17 protein-coding genes and 2 pseudogenes are annotated in these 16,701 nt (G+C 71.6%); 14 read left to right on the top strand and 5 right to left on the bottom strand.

From position 1 onward, the window contains the following. Positions 1-9 precede the first annotated feature (9 nt). On the bottom strand, positions 10-987 hold the full coding sequence (locus GUI43_RS07225) for a helix-turn-helix transcriptional regulator (protein WP_112698391.1): 978 nt from the start codon (positions 985-987) through the stop codon (positions 10-12). A gap of 44 nt (positions 988-1,031) precedes the next feature. Here GUI43_RS07225 and GUI43_RS07220 point away from each other — a divergent pair, with 44 nt between their 5' ends. From GUI43_RS07220 to GUI43_RS07205, 4 genes are all read left to right on the top strand, one after another. Further along, positions 1,032-1,511 (top strand): hypothetical protein, encoded by a 480-nt coding sequence (locus GUI43_RS07220; RefSeq protein ID WP_112698390.1) that lies wholly within the window; start codon positions 1,032-1,034, stop codon positions 1,509-1,511. After that, positions 1,511-1,969 (top strand): hypothetical protein, encoded by a 459-nt coding sequence (locus GUI43_RS07215; RefSeq protein ID WP_112587674.1) that lies wholly within the window; start codon positions 1,511-1,513, stop codon positions 1,967-1,969. The genes GUI43_RS07220 and GUI43_RS07215 overlap by 1 nt, the downstream gene beginning before the upstream one ends. 73 nt (positions 1,970-2,042) lie before the next feature. After that, positions 2,043-3,551 (top strand): flavin-containing monooxygenase, encoded by a 1,509-nt coding sequence (locus tag GUI43_RS07210; protein ID WP_112698389.1) that lies wholly within the window; start codon positions 2,043-2,045, stop codon positions 3,549-3,551. A 22-nt stretch (positions 3,552-3,573) separates the two neighbouring features. Beyond that, entirely contained in the window at positions 3,574-4,485 is a 912-nt protein-coding gene (locus GUI43_RS07205) for an SDR family NAD(P)-dependent oxidoreductase (protein WP_112698388.1), read from the top strand. A gap of 7 nt (positions 4,486-4,492) precedes the next feature. Here GUI43_RS07205 and GUI43_RS07200 read toward each other — a convergent pair whose 3' ends face one another. After that, positions 4,493-5,674, bottom strand: coding sequence for a low temperature requirement protein A (locus GUI43_RS07200; RefSeq protein ID WP_211326656.1), 1,182 nt, complete (start codon positions 5,672-5,674; stop codon positions 4,493-4,495). Positions 5,675-5,698: 24 nt separating this feature from the next. Next, complete coding sequence (locus tag GUI43_RS07195) at positions 5,699-6,118, bottom strand: hypothetical protein (protein WP_112587669.1); 420 nt, start codon at positions 6,116-6,118, stop codon at positions 5,699-5,701. 185 nt (positions 6,119-6,303) lie between these two features. Here GUI43_RS07195 and GUI43_RS07190 point away from each other — a divergent pair, with 185 nt between their 5' ends. Further along, positions 6,304-7,392: an S-(hydroxymethyl)mycothiol dehydrogenase gene (locus GUI43_RS07190; RefSeq protein WP_091406553.1), complete on the top strand. Its 1,089-nt coding sequence runs from the start codon at positions 6,304-6,306 to the stop codon at positions 7,390-7,392. After that, positions 7,389-8,018 (top strand): MBL fold metallo-hydrolase, encoded by a 630-nt coding sequence (locus GUI43_RS07185; RefSeq protein ID WP_091406551.1) that lies wholly within the window; start codon positions 7,389-7,391, stop codon positions 8,016-8,018. Before GUI43_RS07190 ends, GUI43_RS07185 begins: the two co-directional genes overlap by 4 nt. A 98-nt stretch (positions 8,019-8,116) precedes the next feature. Here GUI43_RS07185 and tsaA read toward each other — a convergent pair whose 3' ends face one another. Beyond that, entirely contained in the window at positions 8,117-8,533 is a 417-nt protein-coding gene (tsaA, locus tag GUI43_RS07180; RefSeq protein ID WP_249037673.1) for a tRNA (N6-threonylcarbamoyladenosine(37)-N6)-methyltransferase TrmO, read from the bottom strand. Positions 8,534-8,606: 73 nt separating this feature from the next. On the opposite strand from tsaA, the gene GUI43_RS07175 reads away from it, so the two are divergent. The 3 genes and pseudogenes from GUI43_RS07175 to GUI43_RS35090 all read left to right on the top strand — a co-directional run. Then, entirely contained in the window at positions 8,607-9,077 is a 471-nt protein-coding gene (locus GUI43_RS07175) for a VOC family protein (RefSeq protein WP_112587665.1), read from the top strand. A 296-nt stretch (positions 9,078-9,373) separates the two neighbouring features. Next, positions 9,374-9,566: pseudogene (locus GUI43_RS35095) on the top strand (hypothetical protein); the annotation flags it as partial. An 80-nt stretch (positions 9,567-9,646) separates the two neighbouring features. Beyond that, positions 9,647-10,087: pseudogene (locus GUI43_RS35090) on the top strand (hypothetical protein); the annotation flags it as partial. Between the two features lie 66 nt (positions 10,088-10,153). On the opposite strand, the gene GUI43_RS07165 reads toward GUI43_RS35090, so the two are convergent. Next, positions 10,154-11,524 carry an alpha/beta hydrolase family protein gene (locus GUI43_RS07165; protein ID WP_112698386.1) on the bottom strand — a complete coding sequence of 457 codons (1,371 nt, stop codon included), beginning with the start codon at positions 11,522-11,524 and terminating at the stop codon, positions 10,154-10,156. Between the two features lie 189 nt (positions 11,525-11,713). On the opposite strand from GUI43_RS07165, the gene GUI43_RS07160 reads away from it, so the two are divergent. From GUI43_RS07160 to GUI43_RS07140, 5 genes are all read left to right on the top strand, one after another. Further along, positions 11,714-12,028 (top strand): MazG-like family protein, encoded by a 315-nt coding sequence (locus tag GUI43_RS07160; RefSeq protein WP_112587659.1) that lies wholly within the window; start codon positions 11,714-11,716, stop codon positions 12,026-12,028. 745 nt (positions 12,029-12,773) lie between these two features. After that, positions 12,774-13,358 carry a hypothetical protein gene (locus GUI43_RS07155; RefSeq protein WP_112698385.1) on the top strand — a complete coding sequence of 195 codons (585 nt, stop codon included), beginning with the start codon at positions 12,774-12,776 and terminating at the stop codon, positions 13,356-13,358. 494 nt (positions 13,359-13,852) lie between these two features. Further along, complete coding sequence (locus GUI43_RS07150; RefSeq protein ID WP_249037672.1) at positions 13,853-14,833, top strand: hypothetical protein; 981 nt, start codon at positions 13,853-13,855, stop codon at positions 14,831-14,833. A 147-nt stretch (positions 14,834-14,980) separates the two neighbouring features. Beyond that, positions 14,981-15,955 carry a pirin family protein gene (locus GUI43_RS07145; protein ID WP_112587655.1) on the top strand — a complete coding sequence of 325 codons (975 nt, stop codon included), beginning with the start codon at positions 14,981-14,983 and terminating at the stop codon, positions 15,953-15,955. Positions 15,956-16,004: 49 nt separating this feature from the next. Then, positions 16,005-16,673, top strand: a complete 669-nt coding sequence (locus GUI43_RS07140) for a hypothetical protein (RefSeq protein WP_112640477.1) — start codon at positions 16,005-16,007, stop codon at positions 16,671-16,673. The last annotated feature ends 28 nt before the right edge of the window (positions 16,674-16,701 follow it).

Genomic DNA, 16,701 nt, shown 5'->3' with positions numbered 1-16,701 from the left:
CGGGGCTGTTCAGGCGGGGGAGTAGAGCGCGGCGAGCCCGGCGGCAGTGGCGGCCAGCCGTTCGCGCAGCGCCACCGGGGTGAGCACCTCGACGTCGGCACCGAGGCGCAGCAGGTCACCGTGGGCGTGGGTGAGCGACTCGATCGGCAGTACCGCGGTCACCCAGCCGCGCGCGTCCGGTGGCCCGGCGCTGCTGTCCATCGCGGTCACCACCGGGTCGCTGCCGACCTCGCGCAACCGCTCCCGTCCGGCGGGGGAGAGCCGGACGTGGGCCTCGTCGCGGTGCAGCCGGGCCCGGAACTGCACCACGTGCGCCCGCCACCAGGACGGCAGGTCGAAGTCGGCGGGTCGGTCGAACTCCTGCGCCAGTGGGGTCAACGCGAGGATCTGGTTGACCCGGTAGGTCGCCGGCGCGCCCCGGCCGGGCTGGTCGGCCACCACATACCAACGGCCGCCCTTGAGCACCAGGCCGTACGGCTCCAGGACCCGGGTCACCTCGCCGTTCCAGCCGCGGTAGCGCACCTCGACGCGGTGCTGCCGCCAGACCGCCTCGGCCGTGCGAGCCAGCTCGGGGGAGGCGTCGCCGTCGGCATACCACCCGGGAGTGTCCAGGTGGAAGCGCTGTTGCAGTCGGGTCGCCCGGTCGCGCAGCGGCGCGGGCAGCGCGGCGTGCAGCTTGAGTTGCAGGGCCGCCACCACGTCGCCGTAGCCCAACTCGTCGGCGGGGCCGGGCAGCCCGGCGAGGAACAGCCGGTCGGCCTCCTCGGCGGTCAGCCCGGTCAGCCGGGTCCGCCAGCCGTCGACCAGTTGGTAGCCGCCGGTGTGCCCGGCCTCGCCGTAGAGCGGGATGCCGGCGGCGTGCAGCGACTCGACGTCCCGGTAGATGGTGCGGGGCGAGACGGCCAACCGCTCGGCGAGCTGCGCGGCGGTCAGCCGCCCGTGCGACTGGAGCAGCAGCAGGACGGAGAGAAGTCGAGAAGCCCGCACTTCACTGACACTAGTTGTCAGGGGACCCGTCCTACCGTCCCGGCATGGCATTTCGCGACAAGGATTTACGAACGCCCGGACCAGTGCTGATCGGCGGCCGGCAACTCAAGCGCTACCACATAGACCAGCCGGAGCGACTTATCGAACCCGAGGTGGAGAAGGCCGCGTACGACCTGCTGCCCGACCTGCTGGCGGACATCGTCGACGACGGCACCCCGGCCGCCGGGTGGGTGGTGCTGCACCGGGGCGCGGACACCGGTGCCTATCTGCTGGCGTACACCTGGGTGTGGGACAACGCGGTGGAGGTCCGCGTCGCCGCGGCCGGGCAGCCGGCGCTGGACTGTCCCGACGACGACCCGGCACACTTCGTCCACCTGGGCCGCCCGGCGGTGGGCTGCGTCTGGGAGTTGGCGGTTCTGGAACACGAGCGGGCCGCCTGGGTCCGGCACATGCTGCTGCCGGAGAGTCCGAATTTGATCAATTATCTGCGTGACACGCGAGCGGAAGGGCCGGTGGGCCGCTGATGGGCGACTTCGACTTCTTTGTGGGCACCTGGAACGTCGTCAACCGCCGGCTGCGCAAGCGGCTGGTCGGGTCCGACGAGTGGGAGGAATTCCCCGGGGTGTCGGTGGCGCACGGCTTCTTCGCCGGCGGCGGTCACTTCGACGAGATCACGTTCCCGACCAAGGGCTCCGCCGGCGCCACGATCCGGATCTTCGACCCGGTCCGGCAGGAGTGGTCGATCTACTGGATGAGCAGCGACACCGGTGTCCTGGGGCTCCCGCCGATGGTGGGCCGCTTCGTCGACGGGGTCGGCCACTTCTACGCCGACGACCAGCACGAGGGGCGCCCGGTCCGGTGCCGGTTCATCTGGTCGGGCATCAGCGCGACCACCGCCCGCTGGGAGCAGGCGTTCTCGGTCGACGGCGAGCAGACCTGGGAGACCAACTGGATCATGACCTTCACCCGAGCGTCCGACTAGGGGCTGTCGCGTAGTTTCCGGCCGTTCGGGTGCGGTGTTAGGGTCCGATCACCGCCCCGGATGGAGGAACGCGATGGCCTCCGACCACGTCGACGTGCTGATCATCGGCGCCGGCCTGTCCGGCATCGGCGCCGCCTGCCACCTTCGTCGTGACTGCCCCGACAAGACGTACGCGGTGCTGGAAGCGCGTGACGCCATAGGCGGCACCTGGGACCTGTTCCGCTACCCGGGCATCCGCTCCGACTCGGACATGTTCACCCTCGGCTACTCGTTCAAGCCGTGGACCACGCCGAAGGCCATCGCCGACGGCACGACCATCCGGGAGTACGTGCGGGAGACCGCCCGGGAGTACGACGTGCCGCGGCACATCCGCTTCCGCCACCGGGTGCTGCGTGCCGAGTGGGACAGCGACACCGCCCGCTGGACGGTGCACGCCCAGCGCACCGACACCGCCGAGATCGTGGTGCTGACCTGCTCGTTCCTCTTCGCCTGCACCGGCTACTACCGCTACGACGAGGGTTACACCCCGCCCCTGCCCGGTGTCGAGGCGTACGCCGGGCGGCTGGTGCACCCGCAGCACTGGCCCGACGACCTCGACCACACCGGCAAGCGGGTGGTGGTTATCGGCAGTGGCGCCACAGCTGTCACAGTGGTGCCGGCGATGGCGCAGCGGGCAGCGCACGTGACAATGCTCCAGCGCTCACCGACGTACGTTCTGGCGCTGCCCGCCCGCGACCGCCTGGCCGACGCATTGCGGCGTTGGCTGCCGGCGAAGGCCGCGTATCCGGTGGTGCGCTGGAAGAACGTGCTGCTGTCCACAGTCAACTTCCAGCTCAGCCGGCGTGCGCCCGGCCTGGTGAAGCGGGTGCTGCGCCGGGCCGCGCGGGGCCGGCTCCCGGTGGGGTACGACGTCGACAGGCACTTCTCGCCCCGCTACGACCCGTGGGACCAGCGGCTCTGCGTGGCACCCGACGGCGACCTGTTCACGGCGGTGCGCGACGGCACCGCGTCGGTGGTCACCGACACCATTGACACCTTCACCGCGAACGGTGTCCGACTGGCCTCCGGCGCGCAGCTGCCCGCCGACATCGTGGTCACCGCGACCGGGCTCAACCTGCTCGCCCTCGGTGGTCTGACGCTGCGGGTGGACGGCGTCGACGTCGACCTGCCGGACACCGTGGCCTACAAGGGCATGATGCTCTCCGGCGTGCCGAACTTCGCGCTGACCCTCGGCTACACCAACGCGTCGTGGACGCTCAAGGCCGACCTGGTCGCCGGCTACGTCTGCCGACTGCTGCGGCACCTGGACCGCACCGGCCAGCAGGTCGTCACCCCGCTCCCACCGCCCGACGCCGAGCGGGTGCCACTGATCGACCTGCGCTCCGGCTACGTGCTGCGCGCCGTCGACACGCTGCCCAAGCAGGGTGCGACCACGCCGTGGCGGCTGCACCAGAACTACGCCCGCGACGTGCTGCTGATGCGGCACGGCCGGCTCGCCGACGAGGGGGTGCGGTTCTCGCGGGCCGGCGAGATGCCCGTGCCCGACCGCACCCGACCTCCCGTCGCGTCCGAGCGTCGGTAACCGCCAGCAGAGGAGCAGGATCGTGCAGAGGTTCGACTTCGCCGGCGCGACCGCCGTGGTCACCGGGGCGGCCAGTGGCATCGGCGCCGCGCTGGCCCACGCGCTGGCCCGCCGAGGCAGCGATCTGGTCCTGCTGGACCGTGACGCCGAGCGGCTGGACGCGGTCACCACCGCGATCCGCGCCGACCACCCGGATCGTCACCTCGCCACGTACCTGGTGGACCTCGCCGACCAGACCGCCACCGCCCAGGTGGCCGCGGAGATCGGCCAGCGGCACCCCCGGGTACGCCTGCTGATCAACAACGCCGGCGTGGGCCTCGGCGGTCGGTTCGACCAGGTGACGTTCGACGAGTTCAGCTGGGTGATGGACGTCAACTTCCGGGCCGTGGCGCAGCTGACCCACGCGCTGCTGCCCACCCTCCGGGCCGAGCCGGGCGCGCACCTGGTCAACATATCCAGCCTGTTCGGGCTGATCGCGCCGGCCGGGCAGACCGCGTACGCGGCGAGCAAGTTCGCCGTACGCGGCTTCACCGAGGCGCTGCGCCACGAGCTGGTCGACGACGGGATCGGGGTGACCTCGGTGCACCCCGGCGGCATCCGCACCCGGATCACCGAGAACGCCCGGATCGGCAGCGGCGTCTCCCACGACGAGTACGCGGCCGGTCGGGCGCAGTTCGAGAAGCTGCTGACCATCGCGCCGGAGCGGGCCGCCGAGGTGATCCTGCGCGGCGTCGAGCGGCGTCGGGGCCGGGTGTTGATCGGCTGGTCGGCGAAGCTGCCCGACCTGCTGGCCCGGGTCATGCCGGCCTCGTACAACCGGCTCCTGGTCACCGGCCTGAACCGGGGCGTGGTCCGCCCTGCGCCGCCCGCTCCCGCCGTCCCCGCGCAACGCCCCGCCGACACCCCCGTCGACCCGGCCCGCGAGGTGGCGTGAGCGCGGCTCAGGCCGGGTCGGTCACCGTCGCGCTCGATCCCACGTCGCGGCGGCGCCACAGGATGGTCAACGCCACGAGGGCGACCAGCAGTGCCGCCATCGCGTACACCGGTGCCGGACCGAGCGGTGCGAGCAGTGCCAGCAGCGCGACGACCGGGAAGGCGACGACCACCGCGCCGTGCTGCTGCCGACGTACGTGCAGCACCCAGACGGTGAGCAGGAAGACGGCGATCGGGACGGCCACCGCGTACCCGGCGACCCTTCCCGAGATGTGCGCCAGGTGCCGCTCGTGGTCCACCGAAACGCTCAGACCCGCGCCGACCGCGGCTACCGCCGCGAAGATCAGGTAATGGCCGTAGCCCCAGACCAGCGAGTACGGCAGCCGGCCGGGCGCCTCGATGGGCCGATCGAAGTAGAGCCACCACAGGGCGAACACGATCACGGTGGCCGCCGCCGCCAGCGACCAGAGCTGGCGGTCGCCGGCATCCACCCCGGTCTGGATGGCCACCGACGTGGCCAGCACCACGTCACCGAGCACGATCAGGGTGAACAGCCCGTACCGCTCGGTGATGTGTCGCGGATGCCAGGGGGTCATGCCCGGCCGCTCGGCCACCGCCGGCACCAGCAGGTCGGCCACGATCAGCAGCAGCAACGCCCCGGTCCCCCAACTCGGCGGCAGGGCCAGCCGGAGCAGCCAACCGAGCTGGACGACGGTGACGCCGATCGCGTACCGCCGGGCTGCCTGGCGGTGCGCCGGGTCACCGGCGGCGGCCCGGCACCACTGCACCACGAGCGCGATCCGCATGACCACGTAGCCGTACGTGATGACGCTGAAATCGCCGTCGGTGAACGCCCGGGGCACTCCGGCGGCGATGATCAACGCGCCGGCGATCTGGACCAGCGTCGCGATCCGATAGAGGTCGTCGTCGGTGTCGTAGGCCGAGGCGAACCAGGTGAAGTTCATCCACGACCACCAGATCGCGAAGAAAACCGTCAGGTACCTGGTCAGCGCGTGGACGAGCTGATCCTCGGAGACGGCGTGGTGCAGGTTGGTGGCGGCCTGCGACACGGCCACCACGAAGCACAGGTCGAAGAAGAGTTCCAGCGGCGTGGCCGCCCGGTGCGGCTCGTCACGACGACGTGGCCGCATCGGCCGGTAGAACGGCCGCACCGACCGAGGCTGGCTCACCGCAGCTTCTCCGGCCGCCCGCGGTCAGCCGAGCCGACGGCCGTGGGTCAGCCCCTCCAGCACCAGGGTCAGCCCCGCGCCGACCAGCCAGACGTCCTTGGCCAGCCCCGCGCCCTGCTGGGTCGGGCGGATGCTGCCGGGCTCGCGCATCCCCGGCGTCTTCAGGTACAGCTGCACCAGACCCGCGCCGAACGCGGTCAGGCCGAGCCCGACCAGGGGCGCCGGGACGAACGGCGCGATCAACGCGGCCCCCAGGGCGATCTCCGAGTACGACAGCAGCTTGGCGAAGCGCGCCGGCTCCAACTGACCGAGCTGGGGCATGGCGGCGACCGCCATCCCGTGCAAGCCCTCCGCGGCGGTGCCCTCCAGAGTGCGCTTGCCAAGACCCGAGTTGAGAAAGTACGCGCCGATACTGACCCGCAGTGGCAGGTGCGCGGATTTCATTGTCACTCCCGTCGGCCGTTGTCGAATGCGGCCCGCGTACCCCGGACCGCCCGCGATAACCCGCCGGGCCGGCTGGGCTGGCCGTGGTGGTCGCGGTAGGTTCGCCGGGGGCCCACCGCCGAGCCCGTGGCACACCCGCCCACCCGGCGCCCGGCCCCTGCCGCAGACCACCAGCAGGAGGCGAAGTGAGCCAGGAAGTCCGGGGAGTCATCTCCCGCAGCAAGGGCGCGCCGGTCGAAGTCACCACCATCGTGGTGCCCGATCCCGGTCCCGGTGAGGCGATCGTCCGGATTCAGTCGTGCGGGGTCTGCCATACCGATCTGCACTACCGCGAGGGTGGCATCAACGACGACTACCCGTTCCTGCTCGGCCACGAGGCGGCGGGCATCGTGGAGCAGGTCGGCGAGGGCGTCACCGACGTCGCCCCGGGGGACTTCGTGGTGCTGAACTGGCGGGCGGTCTGCGGGGTCTGCCGCGCCTGCCGTCGGGGGCGGCCCTGGTACTGCTTCAACACCCACAACGCCACCCAGCGGATGACCCTCACCGACGGCACCGAACTCGCCCCGGCGCTGGGCATCGGCGCGTTCGCCGAGAAGACCCTGGTGCACGCCGGGCAGTGCACCAAGGTCGACCCGGCGGCCCGACCCGCCGCCGTGGGTCTGCTGGGCTGCGGGGTGATGGCCGGGCTGGGTGCGGCGATGAACACCGGAAACGTCACCCGGGGCGACTCGGTCGCGGTGATCGGCTGCGGGGGCGTCGGCGACGCGGCGGTCGCCGGTGCGCTCCTCGCCGGCGCCACCACGATCGTCGCGGTGGACACGGACAGCCGCAAGCTCGACTGGGCCCGCAAGTTCGGTGCCACGCACACCGTGAACGCCTCAGAGACCGACCCGGTCGAGGCGATCCGTGCCGCCACCGGTGGCTTCGGCGCCGACGTGGTGATCGACGCGGTGGGCCGACCGGAGACGTGGAAGCAGGCGTTCTACGCTCGCGACCTGGCCGGCACTGTGGTGCTGGTCGGCGTACCGACCCCGCAGATGCAGATCGAGCTGCCGCTGCTGGACGTCTTCGGACGTGGCGGCGCCCTCAAGTCCAGTTGGTACGGCGACTGCCTGCCCAGCCGGGACTTCCCGATGCTCACCGAGCTGTACCTGCAGGGCCGGCTCGACCTGGACGCGTTCGTCACCGAGGAGATCGCCCTCGACCAGGTCGAGAACGCCTTCGACCGGATGCACCACGGCGACGTGCTCCGCTCGGTGGTGGTGTTCCCGTGACCGCCCGCGTCGACCACGCGGTCACCTCGGGCACGTTCTCCCTGGACGGGCAGACCTTCGACGTGGACAACAACGTCTGGGTGATCGGTGACGACCGCGAGTGCGTCGTCCTGGACGCGCCGCACGACGTGGCGGCGATCCTCGCCCTGGTGGGCGACCGGCAGGTCCGGGCGATTCTGGCCACCCACGCCCACGACGATCATGTCCGGGTGGCACCCGAGCTGGCCGAGGCCACCGGCGCGCCGGTGCTGCTGCACGCCGCCGACCGGGTTCTCTGGGACATGGTCCACCCGCACCTGCCGCCCAACGGCGAGCTGCACGACGGGCAGAGCATCGAGGTGGGCGGCACCACGCTGCGGGTGCTGCACACACCCGGGCACAGCCCCGGCGCGTGCAGCTTCCACGCGCCGGAGCTGGGCGCGGTGTTCACCGGCGACACGCTCTTCGCCGGTGGCCCGGGCGCTACGGGCCGCTCGTACAGCGACTTCGACACCATCGTCCGGTCGATCCGCACCTGCCTGCTGACCCTTCCCGCGGAGACGGTCGTGCACACCGGCCACGGCGACGACACGACGATCGGCGCGGAGGCCCCGCACCTGCAGGAGTGGCTGGACCGCGGCCACTGACACCCCTGCGGGCGTCTCGGATCAGGCTGACGTGTCGGCCTGCTGACGCGCCGGCATTGGTCGACGGTCTGCTGGTGTTTTGGCGTGGTCGACGGGCTTCAGCGTTCGTCGGCCGCGCCCAGCACCGGTTTGACGTCCAGGATCGGGGTGCCGTCGAGGGCCTCCAGGTCGGCCACCTCGACGCGCAGCCCGTCCACCGCCAGGACCCGCACCCGGTGCAGCCCGATCGGGTTGGGCCGGTGCGGTGAGCGGGTGCTGAACACCCCGGTCTCCGGACGGTTCTCGTCGCCGCGTGGGTGCACCGCGAGCACGTCACGCCGGGCATGGTCCAACCAGGTCAGCACCAGCATTTCCGTGCCGACCCGCAGGTCACGCACGGCCCGCTCGACCTGCGGGTCGAAGACCAGCCACGCCGTCGGCGCACCCTCGTCGCCCTGCCGTGGTGCGCTCGCCGCGTCGGTCAGCGACGAGGCGACCCGGCCGACCGGGTGCAGCAGGTACGCGTCGTCACTCACACTGCCTCGACCATCGTCGCTCCCTCCTGGACGGTCCCAACCTAGCCCCGGTCGCGCCGCTAGGATCCCGTTCATGGCCGCCGACTCGCCCGCCCCCGCCGTCCGTCAGCTGCGCCTCGTGGTGGAGGCCACCGACCACGAGGCCGCCGTCGCGTTCTTTCGCGACGCGCTGGGCCTGCCGGAGGAGGCGGCGTTCAGCGGCGAGGGGGATGCGCGGGTGGTGATCCTGGACGCCGGCCGCGCCACCCTGGAGATCGCCAACCCCGCACAGAAACGCCTGATCGACGAGGTCGAGGTGGGTCGGCAGGTCGCGCCGCGGATCCGGGTGGCCTTCGAGGTGGACGACACCGAGGCGACGACCGCCCGACTGGTGGCCGCCGGTGCGAGCGAGATCGCGCCGCCGACCCGTACGCCGTGGCAGTCACTCAACTCCCGCCTCGACGCCCCCGCCGGGCTCCAGATCACCATCTTCCAGGAACTCCTCACTCCGGACGAGGGCGTCGGGACGCGAGATGCGGAGCCCGAAGGTGACGGCGACAGCTGAGTCCCCATCGCCTTGCATTGCCCCTTTGCTCTGCTTACCTGTAGGCGCGCCGTCTGCCCCTAAGTTCCGAAAACACCCTGCGTCACGGATGTCTGGCCTGATGTCGGCAGGGCCGCCATGTCCGACTCTGCGCGTGACCGGGACCGCACCGGGCCGAGCCTCGGGCAATTCCGGAATGCCCGACAGGTGAACCCGGTTGTGTCCCCCGTACCGCCGGAGCCCAAACCCTTTTCCGCGGTCATCTCCCGAGGAGCGTTCACCCCGGAGCGCTTCGCACGATCGAAAGGGCAACCATCGTGAAGGCCGACTTCACTCGATGGCTCCCCGCCATCGCTAAGGACTCGTACCGCAAGACCGCGCTGAGCGTGGCGGGTGTTGCCGCCCTCGGCGGTTTGGCGCTCGCGCCGACCGCAGCCGCCGCCCCGGTCACCTCCGGACCGCACCAGGGCGCCGTCGCCGCCATCGACCTCGCCACCGGCAAGGCCGCCACCTCGGCACGCCAGGATGAGCAGCCCGTCGAGTCGGGCCTGACCACCGGCTCCGCCACCGGCAAGCCGCCGGCCGGCAAGCCGAGTCGAGCCCAGCTGATCCCGCACGGCATCGAGGGCGCGCAGTCGCGCGTACCGCTCGACGACGCGCAGCTGGCCAACGCCCGGGCCATCGTCGACGCCGCCAAGAAGACCGGCGTCGGTGACCGGGGCGCGGTGATCGGCATCGCCACCTCGCTGCAGGAGTCGAAGCTGTACAACCTCGGCCACCTCGGCGCGTACAACGACCACGACTCGCAGGGCCTGTTCCAGCAGCGTCCGTCGTCCGGTTGGGGCACGCCCGACCAGATCACCGACCCGGAGTACGCCGCCACGGCGTTCTTCTCCGCGCTCAAGAACGTCGGCGGCTGGCAGGACCTGCCGCTGACCACCGCCGCGCAGACCGTGCAGGTCTCCGCCTTCCCGTACGCGTACGCGCAGTGGGAGGAGCAGGCGGCGGACATCGTCCAGCAGCTCTGGTGACACCCGCACACGAGACCGGCCGGCTCCCTTCGACGGGAGCCGGCCGGTTCTTCGTGTCCGCGTACCTCAGCAGGCCGGGTAGAGGCGGCGGGTACCGACCCCGGCGGCGTACGCGTCCCGGTCGCTGAACCGGCAGCCGTAGTCGGGTCGGGCCACCACCGCCGGGTCGGTCACGGTGTCGCCGGCCGGGCGCTTGCCGGTGCGTACCCAGGACACCAGGTCGTCCCAGGCGGCGCCGGCCTCCGCCGGGGTGAACTCGCAGTGCTGCGTGGCCCGGATCGCCCGCTGAACCACCAGCCTGCTGCGACCGTGCCGCGCCACGTCGGTGGCGTACGCCTGCTCCATGCTGAACGGTACGAACAGGTCGCCGAGGCCGTGCAGGCTGAGCACCGGCGCGGTCGGGCGGCCGGCGATCCGCGGCACCTCGGTCAGCGTCGGCAGGAGCCGCTGCCGCAGGCTCTCCGGGGCGACCCGCTGCACTGTCGCGTTGACGTTCACCGGGCTGTTCGGGGTGTAGCGGGTGAGCAGGTTGGTGGACAGCTGACCGGGCCGCTGGGCTGGGGAGTTGCCGCTCCCGGTGGGCACGCTGATGGAGAAGAGGAAGTCCTTCCAGACCGCGAACGCGGCGTCGGCTCCCGGACGCGGCCCGCCCGAACGGTTCACCGTGATCGCCCGCAGCTGCTTGCCCCGCTCGGTGGTGGTGTCCGGCCCGGTGGGGGTCAGCCCGGCCAGGCCGAGCTCCACCTGGATGCGGGGCACCGCGTTGGTCAGATAGTCAGCCGGCGTGGGATAGGCCGGCACCCCGGCGAGCGCCTGAGCGACCAGGTTGTAGTCCAGGTAGAAGTCGAGGAGCGTCTGATCACCGAGCACACCGCACATCGGCAACGCGCCGTCGTAGAAGCCGGGGTACTGCTCAAGTGAACGCCCGATGACGTACCCGCCCATCGACACCCCGGCGACGTACGTGTGCTGCGGCCGGCGGACCGTCCGCCCGAAGTGGTCGGCGAGATCCTTCGTCCCCAGCACCCCGGAGCGGATGTCGAAGCCGTTGCGGTCGTACGAGGACGACGCCCAGGCGTACCCCTGCTCCAGCAGGCGCTGGCGCAGCCCGAACGCCGGCGGTTCCGGCGAGAGCACAGTGCCCTGGCCGCGGTAGCCGTGCGCCCACACCACCAGGTCGCCGTTCCACCGGGCGGGGACCTCGATGATGTACCCGGCGTGGCGGTGCACGCCCTGGCGTACCGTCGTCGGCTTGCCGCCCACGACCAGCGGCGCCAACGGCGGATTCTCGATGGTGTAGCCGGGCAGCGGCTCGCCGCCCCTCGCGTCACGACCGGTGGCGCTGGCCGGCGCGGCACCGGCCAGTCCGACCGCGAGGGTCAGCGTCGCAGCGGCGGCGAGCAGGCGGCGGAGGGTACGAACGGGTGTGGACAGCATCGATGCTCCCCATCGGACGGTTGTCGCCCGGGGGCGACCAGCGGGACGGTTGCCTACCGGCCGGTAGCGTCCTGAACCTAGAACCGCCGTCGACCAGTGTCAATGGGTTCGCTGATCCGCCGGTCAACACGATTGTCCAGCCGTACCCGGTCGTTCGGGCCGGTGGACCGATCGGGTTGACTGGTCGTCGTGGACGAGTCGATCTGGGCGGCGGCCCGAGCGTCACGCGGCTGGCTGGACGCGGCGAACGGCACCGGGCAGACCGAGCTGACCTGCCGCATCCTCAAGCTCACCGAGGAGGCGGGAGAGGCCTCGGCTGCCTGGATCGGTCTGCTCGGGCAGAATCCGCGCAAGGGTGTCACCCACACCCGCGAGAACGTCGCGGCGGAGTTGGCCGACGTCGCCTTCACCGCGTTGGTGGCCATCGAAAGCCTCGGGCTGGACGCGCAGACGGCACTGGACGCCTGCGCCGAAAAGGTGCGCTCCCGCCTGACAGGCCAATAACCGCCCGTAGCGTCCGCTCACCTCCGTCCACCCTTCCCGCCGGCCAACCGGTGCGTGAACGTTGACGGCATTGGCTGTTGTGGGCCGGTCGTTTCATTCGTGATCGACTCGGGTTCCTTGATGTCGCGGTGTCCCGGAGTCCCGGATGCCCCGACTTCCGTGAACCCGAGTGGATCATCCGGCGAGGCCCGGTTCGGCCCTGCGTCGCGTGGGTTATTTGTCCGTTGGTGGGGGTTTGTGGGTGGTGACCGGGCGCACCCGCAGGCTGGAATCATGGCCGGGTCGGGGTCGTTACATACCCTGACGATCGCAGTACCACCGACCCGCCGCCCGACCCCTGGGGGCTTGTCGCGCAGGACGGAATGCCAGCCCGCGCCCGGTCGTTGCAGTCCCCACGAACGACCGCGGGCACCGCCTTGATGAGGGTGCCGACGGGTGGGCCAACCCCGGAATGACCCCGGCCCCCCGGTCGTTACAACCCCCAGCGAACGACCGACGGGCACCGCCACGATGAGGGTGCCGATGGATGGGCCACCCCCGGAATGACCCTGGCCCCCGGGTCGTTACACAGGGACCCGGCGCCACGAGCCCCCCGCTCGCAGGTCGCCGCCCGGCGCCCAACACGGGCGCCACCCCCCAAACTTTTTCCCCTTTGTTTGTGCAGCGCCGGACGAGGTGCTCACACCCATCACCGCCGCCCCCCTTTGGCGGTGCGGGTGTTCTACCCCCGAAGGAGCTACCCCTCATGAACACGATCTTCCGTAAGAGCATGCTGTCTGTTGCTGGTCTCGCGTTCGCCGGTGGTGTCTTCGCCGGTCCGATCGCCCACGTGGCCAACCCGGTCGACGCCAAGCCCGTCGCGGTAGCGGTGCAGGCCGACAAGCCCGACACCAGCAAGCTGATCCCGCACGGCACCGAGGGCGAGCAGTCCCGGATCACCCTGAACGACGAGCAGACCGCGAACGTGAAGGCGATCATCGCCGCCACGAAGAAGGCCGGTCTGCCGGAGCGGGCCGCGGTCATCTCGATCGCGACGAGCCTGCAGGAGTCGAAGCTGGAGAACCTGGGCCACCTGGGCGACATGAACGACCACGACTCGCTGGGCCTGTTCCAGCAGCGCCCGAGCTCGGGTTGGGGTACGCCGGAGCAGATCACGAACCCGGAGTACTCGACGTCCGCGTTCCTCAAGGGCCTGAAGCAGGTTGACGGGTGGCAGGACATGCCGCTGACCGACGCCGCGCAGACGGTGCAGGTGTCGGCGTACCCGGACGCCTACGCCCAGTGGGAGCAGCAGGCCGCCGACCTGGTCGGCCAGTACTGGAACAGCTGACCCGCACCACAGCACCATCGCACTAGCACCACCGCACGACACCGACCGCTGGCCGGCACCCGCAACCCGGGGTGCCGGCCAGCGGCCTTTCTGCTCCAGCCGGTCGCTGGTCGACGTTCACCATTCACCAGTCGCCGTCCTCGTTCGTTGGTCGCTGCGGGGCCCCTGGCCGGTGGCTGCGGGGCCGTTGGCTGCTGGCCGTGGCTGCTGGCTGCCGGCCGCCGGCTGTGGGGCCGCCCGCTGTGGGACCGTTGGTCGTTGGTCGTTGGCCGCCGGGCTGGGGGGATGCCGCCCTTCACAGGTCCTTGGCGGAGGCAAGCGGCGTCGTCTGGTCGGTGGTTGTCTGTAGATCTTGGACAGTTTCCGTTCCGCGCGAACGGAAACTGTCCAAGATCTACGTTGGCGACGTAGCGGAGTGACGTGATCGGCGCCGAGTGATCCGATCGGCCGGCGGGTACGTACCCCAGGACGGGGACCGGCGGAGGGACACAGGCATGGCCGCAGTGGGGTACGGCGCGGATCGCGAACCGGAGTCGGAGCCGTCCGGTGAGGCCGCACCGCGACGGTGGTCCACCGGTGCTCGCCTGTTGGTGGCTGCTGCCGCCGTCGTCTTGCTCCTGGGAGCGGTAGCGGTGGCCGTGATCGTTGCCGATCCCGACCACCTCGGCATGACCTACTCCGGCCAACCCGACGGCACTCGCCCGGACGGCACTCGCCCGCACGGCACTCGCCCCGATGACGGCGCCCGTCCGGGGGGCGTCGCTGATCCGGACGCGGCTGAGGGTCGCCGCGGTGGTGCCGGTGCTGCTGCCGAGCAAACCTTGACAGCGCCGCTGGCGGGTCGGCAGGAGGGCACCTTCGTGCTCGCGGATGGGCTGTCCTCGTTCGAGCTGCGGGTGGCCGAGTTGGGCGATGACCTGTACCGGATCAGTACCCCGGCCGGCTCGGGTGTGGCGGGCAGACCGGCGGTGCGGGGGGAGACCGTGCGGCTCGACCTCGTGGAGTCCGGGACGCGCGGGCCACGGGCGGTCCGGGTGTTGCTCAACGAGCGGGTCGCCTGGCGTCTGCACCTCGTCGGCGGGGTGAGCAGTCAGGTGTTGGATCTGACCCGGGCCCGGCTGCTGGGCGTGGAGCTCGCCGGTGGTTCCAGCCGTACCGAGATTCTCCTGCCGCCGATCACCCCTGCCCGCCCCGGCGACCCCACCGGCCCGCGCTCAGACCAGCCCGCCAGCATCCTGACCGTACGACTCACCGGTGGGACCAGCCAGCTCGACGTCCGGGTCCCGGGGGAGACACCGGTACGGGTTCGGGCGGGAGCCGGTGCCGGCTCGGTGGTGGTACGCGACGACCGCTGGGATGGGGTGGCCGCGGGCTCGGTGCTGGGTACGCCGGGTTGGGACCGGTCGGCGGAGCGCCTGTACCTGGACCTGGTCGCCGGTGCCAACAGCGTGCTGGTCTCCTCCAGCCACCGGTGAACCCACGCCGGGCCAGCCCGCACCGGACGCCACCCGCACCGGAAGCCACCCACGCCGGGCCAGCCCCACAGCCACGAGCTGGTGAACCCCGGCCACCCTGGTTGGAAGCACCGCGGTCGCGAATGGGCGTGCGCGTACAGTCGGGCGGTGGAGCGTACTGAATCAATGCTGGCGCAGACCCGACCGCCTGGCGTGGCCGACGTCGATCCCGGCAGTGTGTTGTTGCCCGGCCACGACGTGCCGTTGGGTCGGTACACCACGGTGCGGCGGCTGCTTCCGCAGCGCGCCCGCCGGATGGTCGGCGCGTGGTGTTTCGTGGATCATTTCGGCCCGGACGATGTGGCGCAGCGGCCCGGTATGGAGGTGCCGCCGCACCCGCACACCGGGCTGCAGACGGTGACCTGGCTGCTCGACGGCGAGATTCTGCACCGGGACAGCCTCGGCAACGTGCAGCCGATCGTGCCCGGCCAGCTAAACGTGATGACCTCCGGGAACGGTATCGCCCACTCGGAGCGTTCGCCGGCCACTCATCCGCCGGTGATGCACGGTGTGCAGCTCTGGGTGGCTCTGCCGGACCCGGCGCGGGCCGGAGCGGCCGACTTCGCGCACCACGCCGACCTGCCGCGCTGGCGGGACGGCGATCTGGACGTCACAGTGCTGGTCGGCGAGTTCGCCGGGGAGCGGTCACCGGCGGTGGTGCACACCCCGCTGGTGGGGGTGCAGCTGGAGTTGGGCGGCGAGGCGCCGGCGACGATGGCGTTGCGGCCGGATTTCGAGTACGCCGTGCTGGCGATGTCCGGGTCCGCGGAGGCGGCCGGGGTCGGGTTCGAGCCGGGGGCGCTGCTGTATCTGGGCTCGGGCCGCCGGGAGCTGACAGTGCGTGGCGGGGCCGGGGCCCGGTTGCTGCTGTTGGGCGGTACGCCGTTCGAGGAGCCGTTGGTGATGTGGTGGAACTTCGTGGGCCGGTCGCACGAGGAGATCGCCGCCGCCCGGGAGGACTGGATGGCCGGCGACGGGCGCTTCGGTGTGGTCGCCGAGGATTCGGCACCGCCGCTGCCGGCGCCCGCTCTGCCCACGACCCGCCTCAAGGCCCGCGACCGCACCGGCGGCCTGCACGGGTGACGGGCACGTGCGGCCGGTGTGACCCCCGGTGGCGCGGGTAGTCGCCGGCATGGCGACCAGTTTGATCACTCCTGTGGAGGACCGTAAGCGTCTGGCGCGCCGGCTCGCCGGTAGCGGCCGGGGCTTCGCCGAGCAGTACGGGTTCCGGGTGACCAACAACCCGGCGAGCCTGTTCCAGGTGCTGTACCTGTCGGTGCTGCTGGCCCGTCGTGGTGACTTCCGGCGGGCGTTGGACGGGGCGCGGGCGGTGCGCGACGAGGGGTGGGACAGCGCGGCCCGGCTGGCGCGTTCGCTGCACGAGGACCGGGTCCGGGTGCTGCGCGCCAGCGGCCAGCGCGGTGACGTGGACGCGCTGGCCGCTGTGCTGGGTGACCTGGCTCGGACGGTGGTCGAGCGGTACCGGGGTGATCTGCGCCGGTTGCGGGCTGTGGCGCACCACGACCCGGTCCGGGAGCGGGCGCTGCTGGCCGAGCTTCCGGGCGTGGACGATCAGGTCGTCGACCTGTTTCTCCGCGAGGCGCAGGCGTTGTGGCGGGAGGTGGCCCCGGTCGCCGACCGGCGGGCGCTGGCTGCCGCGCGCCGGCTCGGGCTGGGCAGGTCGGCGGACGACCTGGCCGGCCTGGCCACTGGCGAGTCCGAGCAGTTGGCCTGGCTGGTCGGGGCGTTGGCCCGGGTTGACCTTGAGCATCGGTACGCGGAGGTGACCGGTCGGCCGTGACGTGCCCTGGCCCACACTTCCTCAAATT

This window comes from Micromonospora noduli (genome assembly GCF_003264365.1).
In the GTDB taxonomy this organism is placed as follows: Bacteria; Actinomycetota; Actinomycetes; order Mycobacteriales; family Micromonosporaceae; genus Micromonospora; species Micromonospora noduli.
The sequence above is the reverse complement of the archived record's forward strand: the minus strand, read 5'-3'. Positions and strand labels throughout refer to the sequence as shown.

Bases quoted from the DNA above. Each gene is read 5' to 3' on its own strand.
- GUI43_RS07150 (WP_249037672.1), top strand. From the start codon at position 13,853: ATGGCCGCAGTGGGGTACGGCGCGGATCGCGAACCGGAGTCGGAGCCG.
- GUI43_RS07175 (WP_112587665.1), top strand. From the start codon at position 8,607: ATGGCCGCCGACTCGCCCGCCCCCGCCGTCCGTCAGCTGCGCCTCGTG.
- GUI43_RS07195 (WP_112587669.1), bottom strand. From the start codon at position 6,118: ATGAAATCCGCGCACCTGCCACTGCGGGTCAGTATCGGCGCGTACTTT.
- GUI43_RS07220 (WP_112698390.1), top strand. From the start codon at position 1,032: ATGGCATTTCGCGACAAGGATTTACGAACGCCCGGACCAGTGCTGATC.
- GUI43_RS07210 (WP_112698389.1), top strand. From the start codon at position 2,043: ATGGCCTCCGACCACGTCGACGTGCTGATCATCGGCGCCGGCCTGTCC.
- GUI43_RS07140 (WP_112640477.1), top strand. From the start codon at position 16,005: ATGGCGACCAGTTTGATCACTCCTGTGGAGGACCGTAAGCGTCTGGCG.
- GUI43_RS07165 (WP_112698386.1), bottom strand. From the start codon at position 11,524: ATGCTGTCCACACCCGTTCGTACCCTCCGCCGCCTGCTCGCCGCCGCT.
- GUI43_RS07155 (WP_112698385.1), top strand. From the start codon at position 12,774: ATGAACACGATCTTCCGTAAGAGCATGCTGTCTGTTGCTGGTCTCGCG.
- GUI43_RS07215 (WP_112587674.1), top strand. From the start codon at position 1,511: ATGGGCGACTTCGACTTCTTTGTGGGCACCTGGAACGTCGTCAACCGC.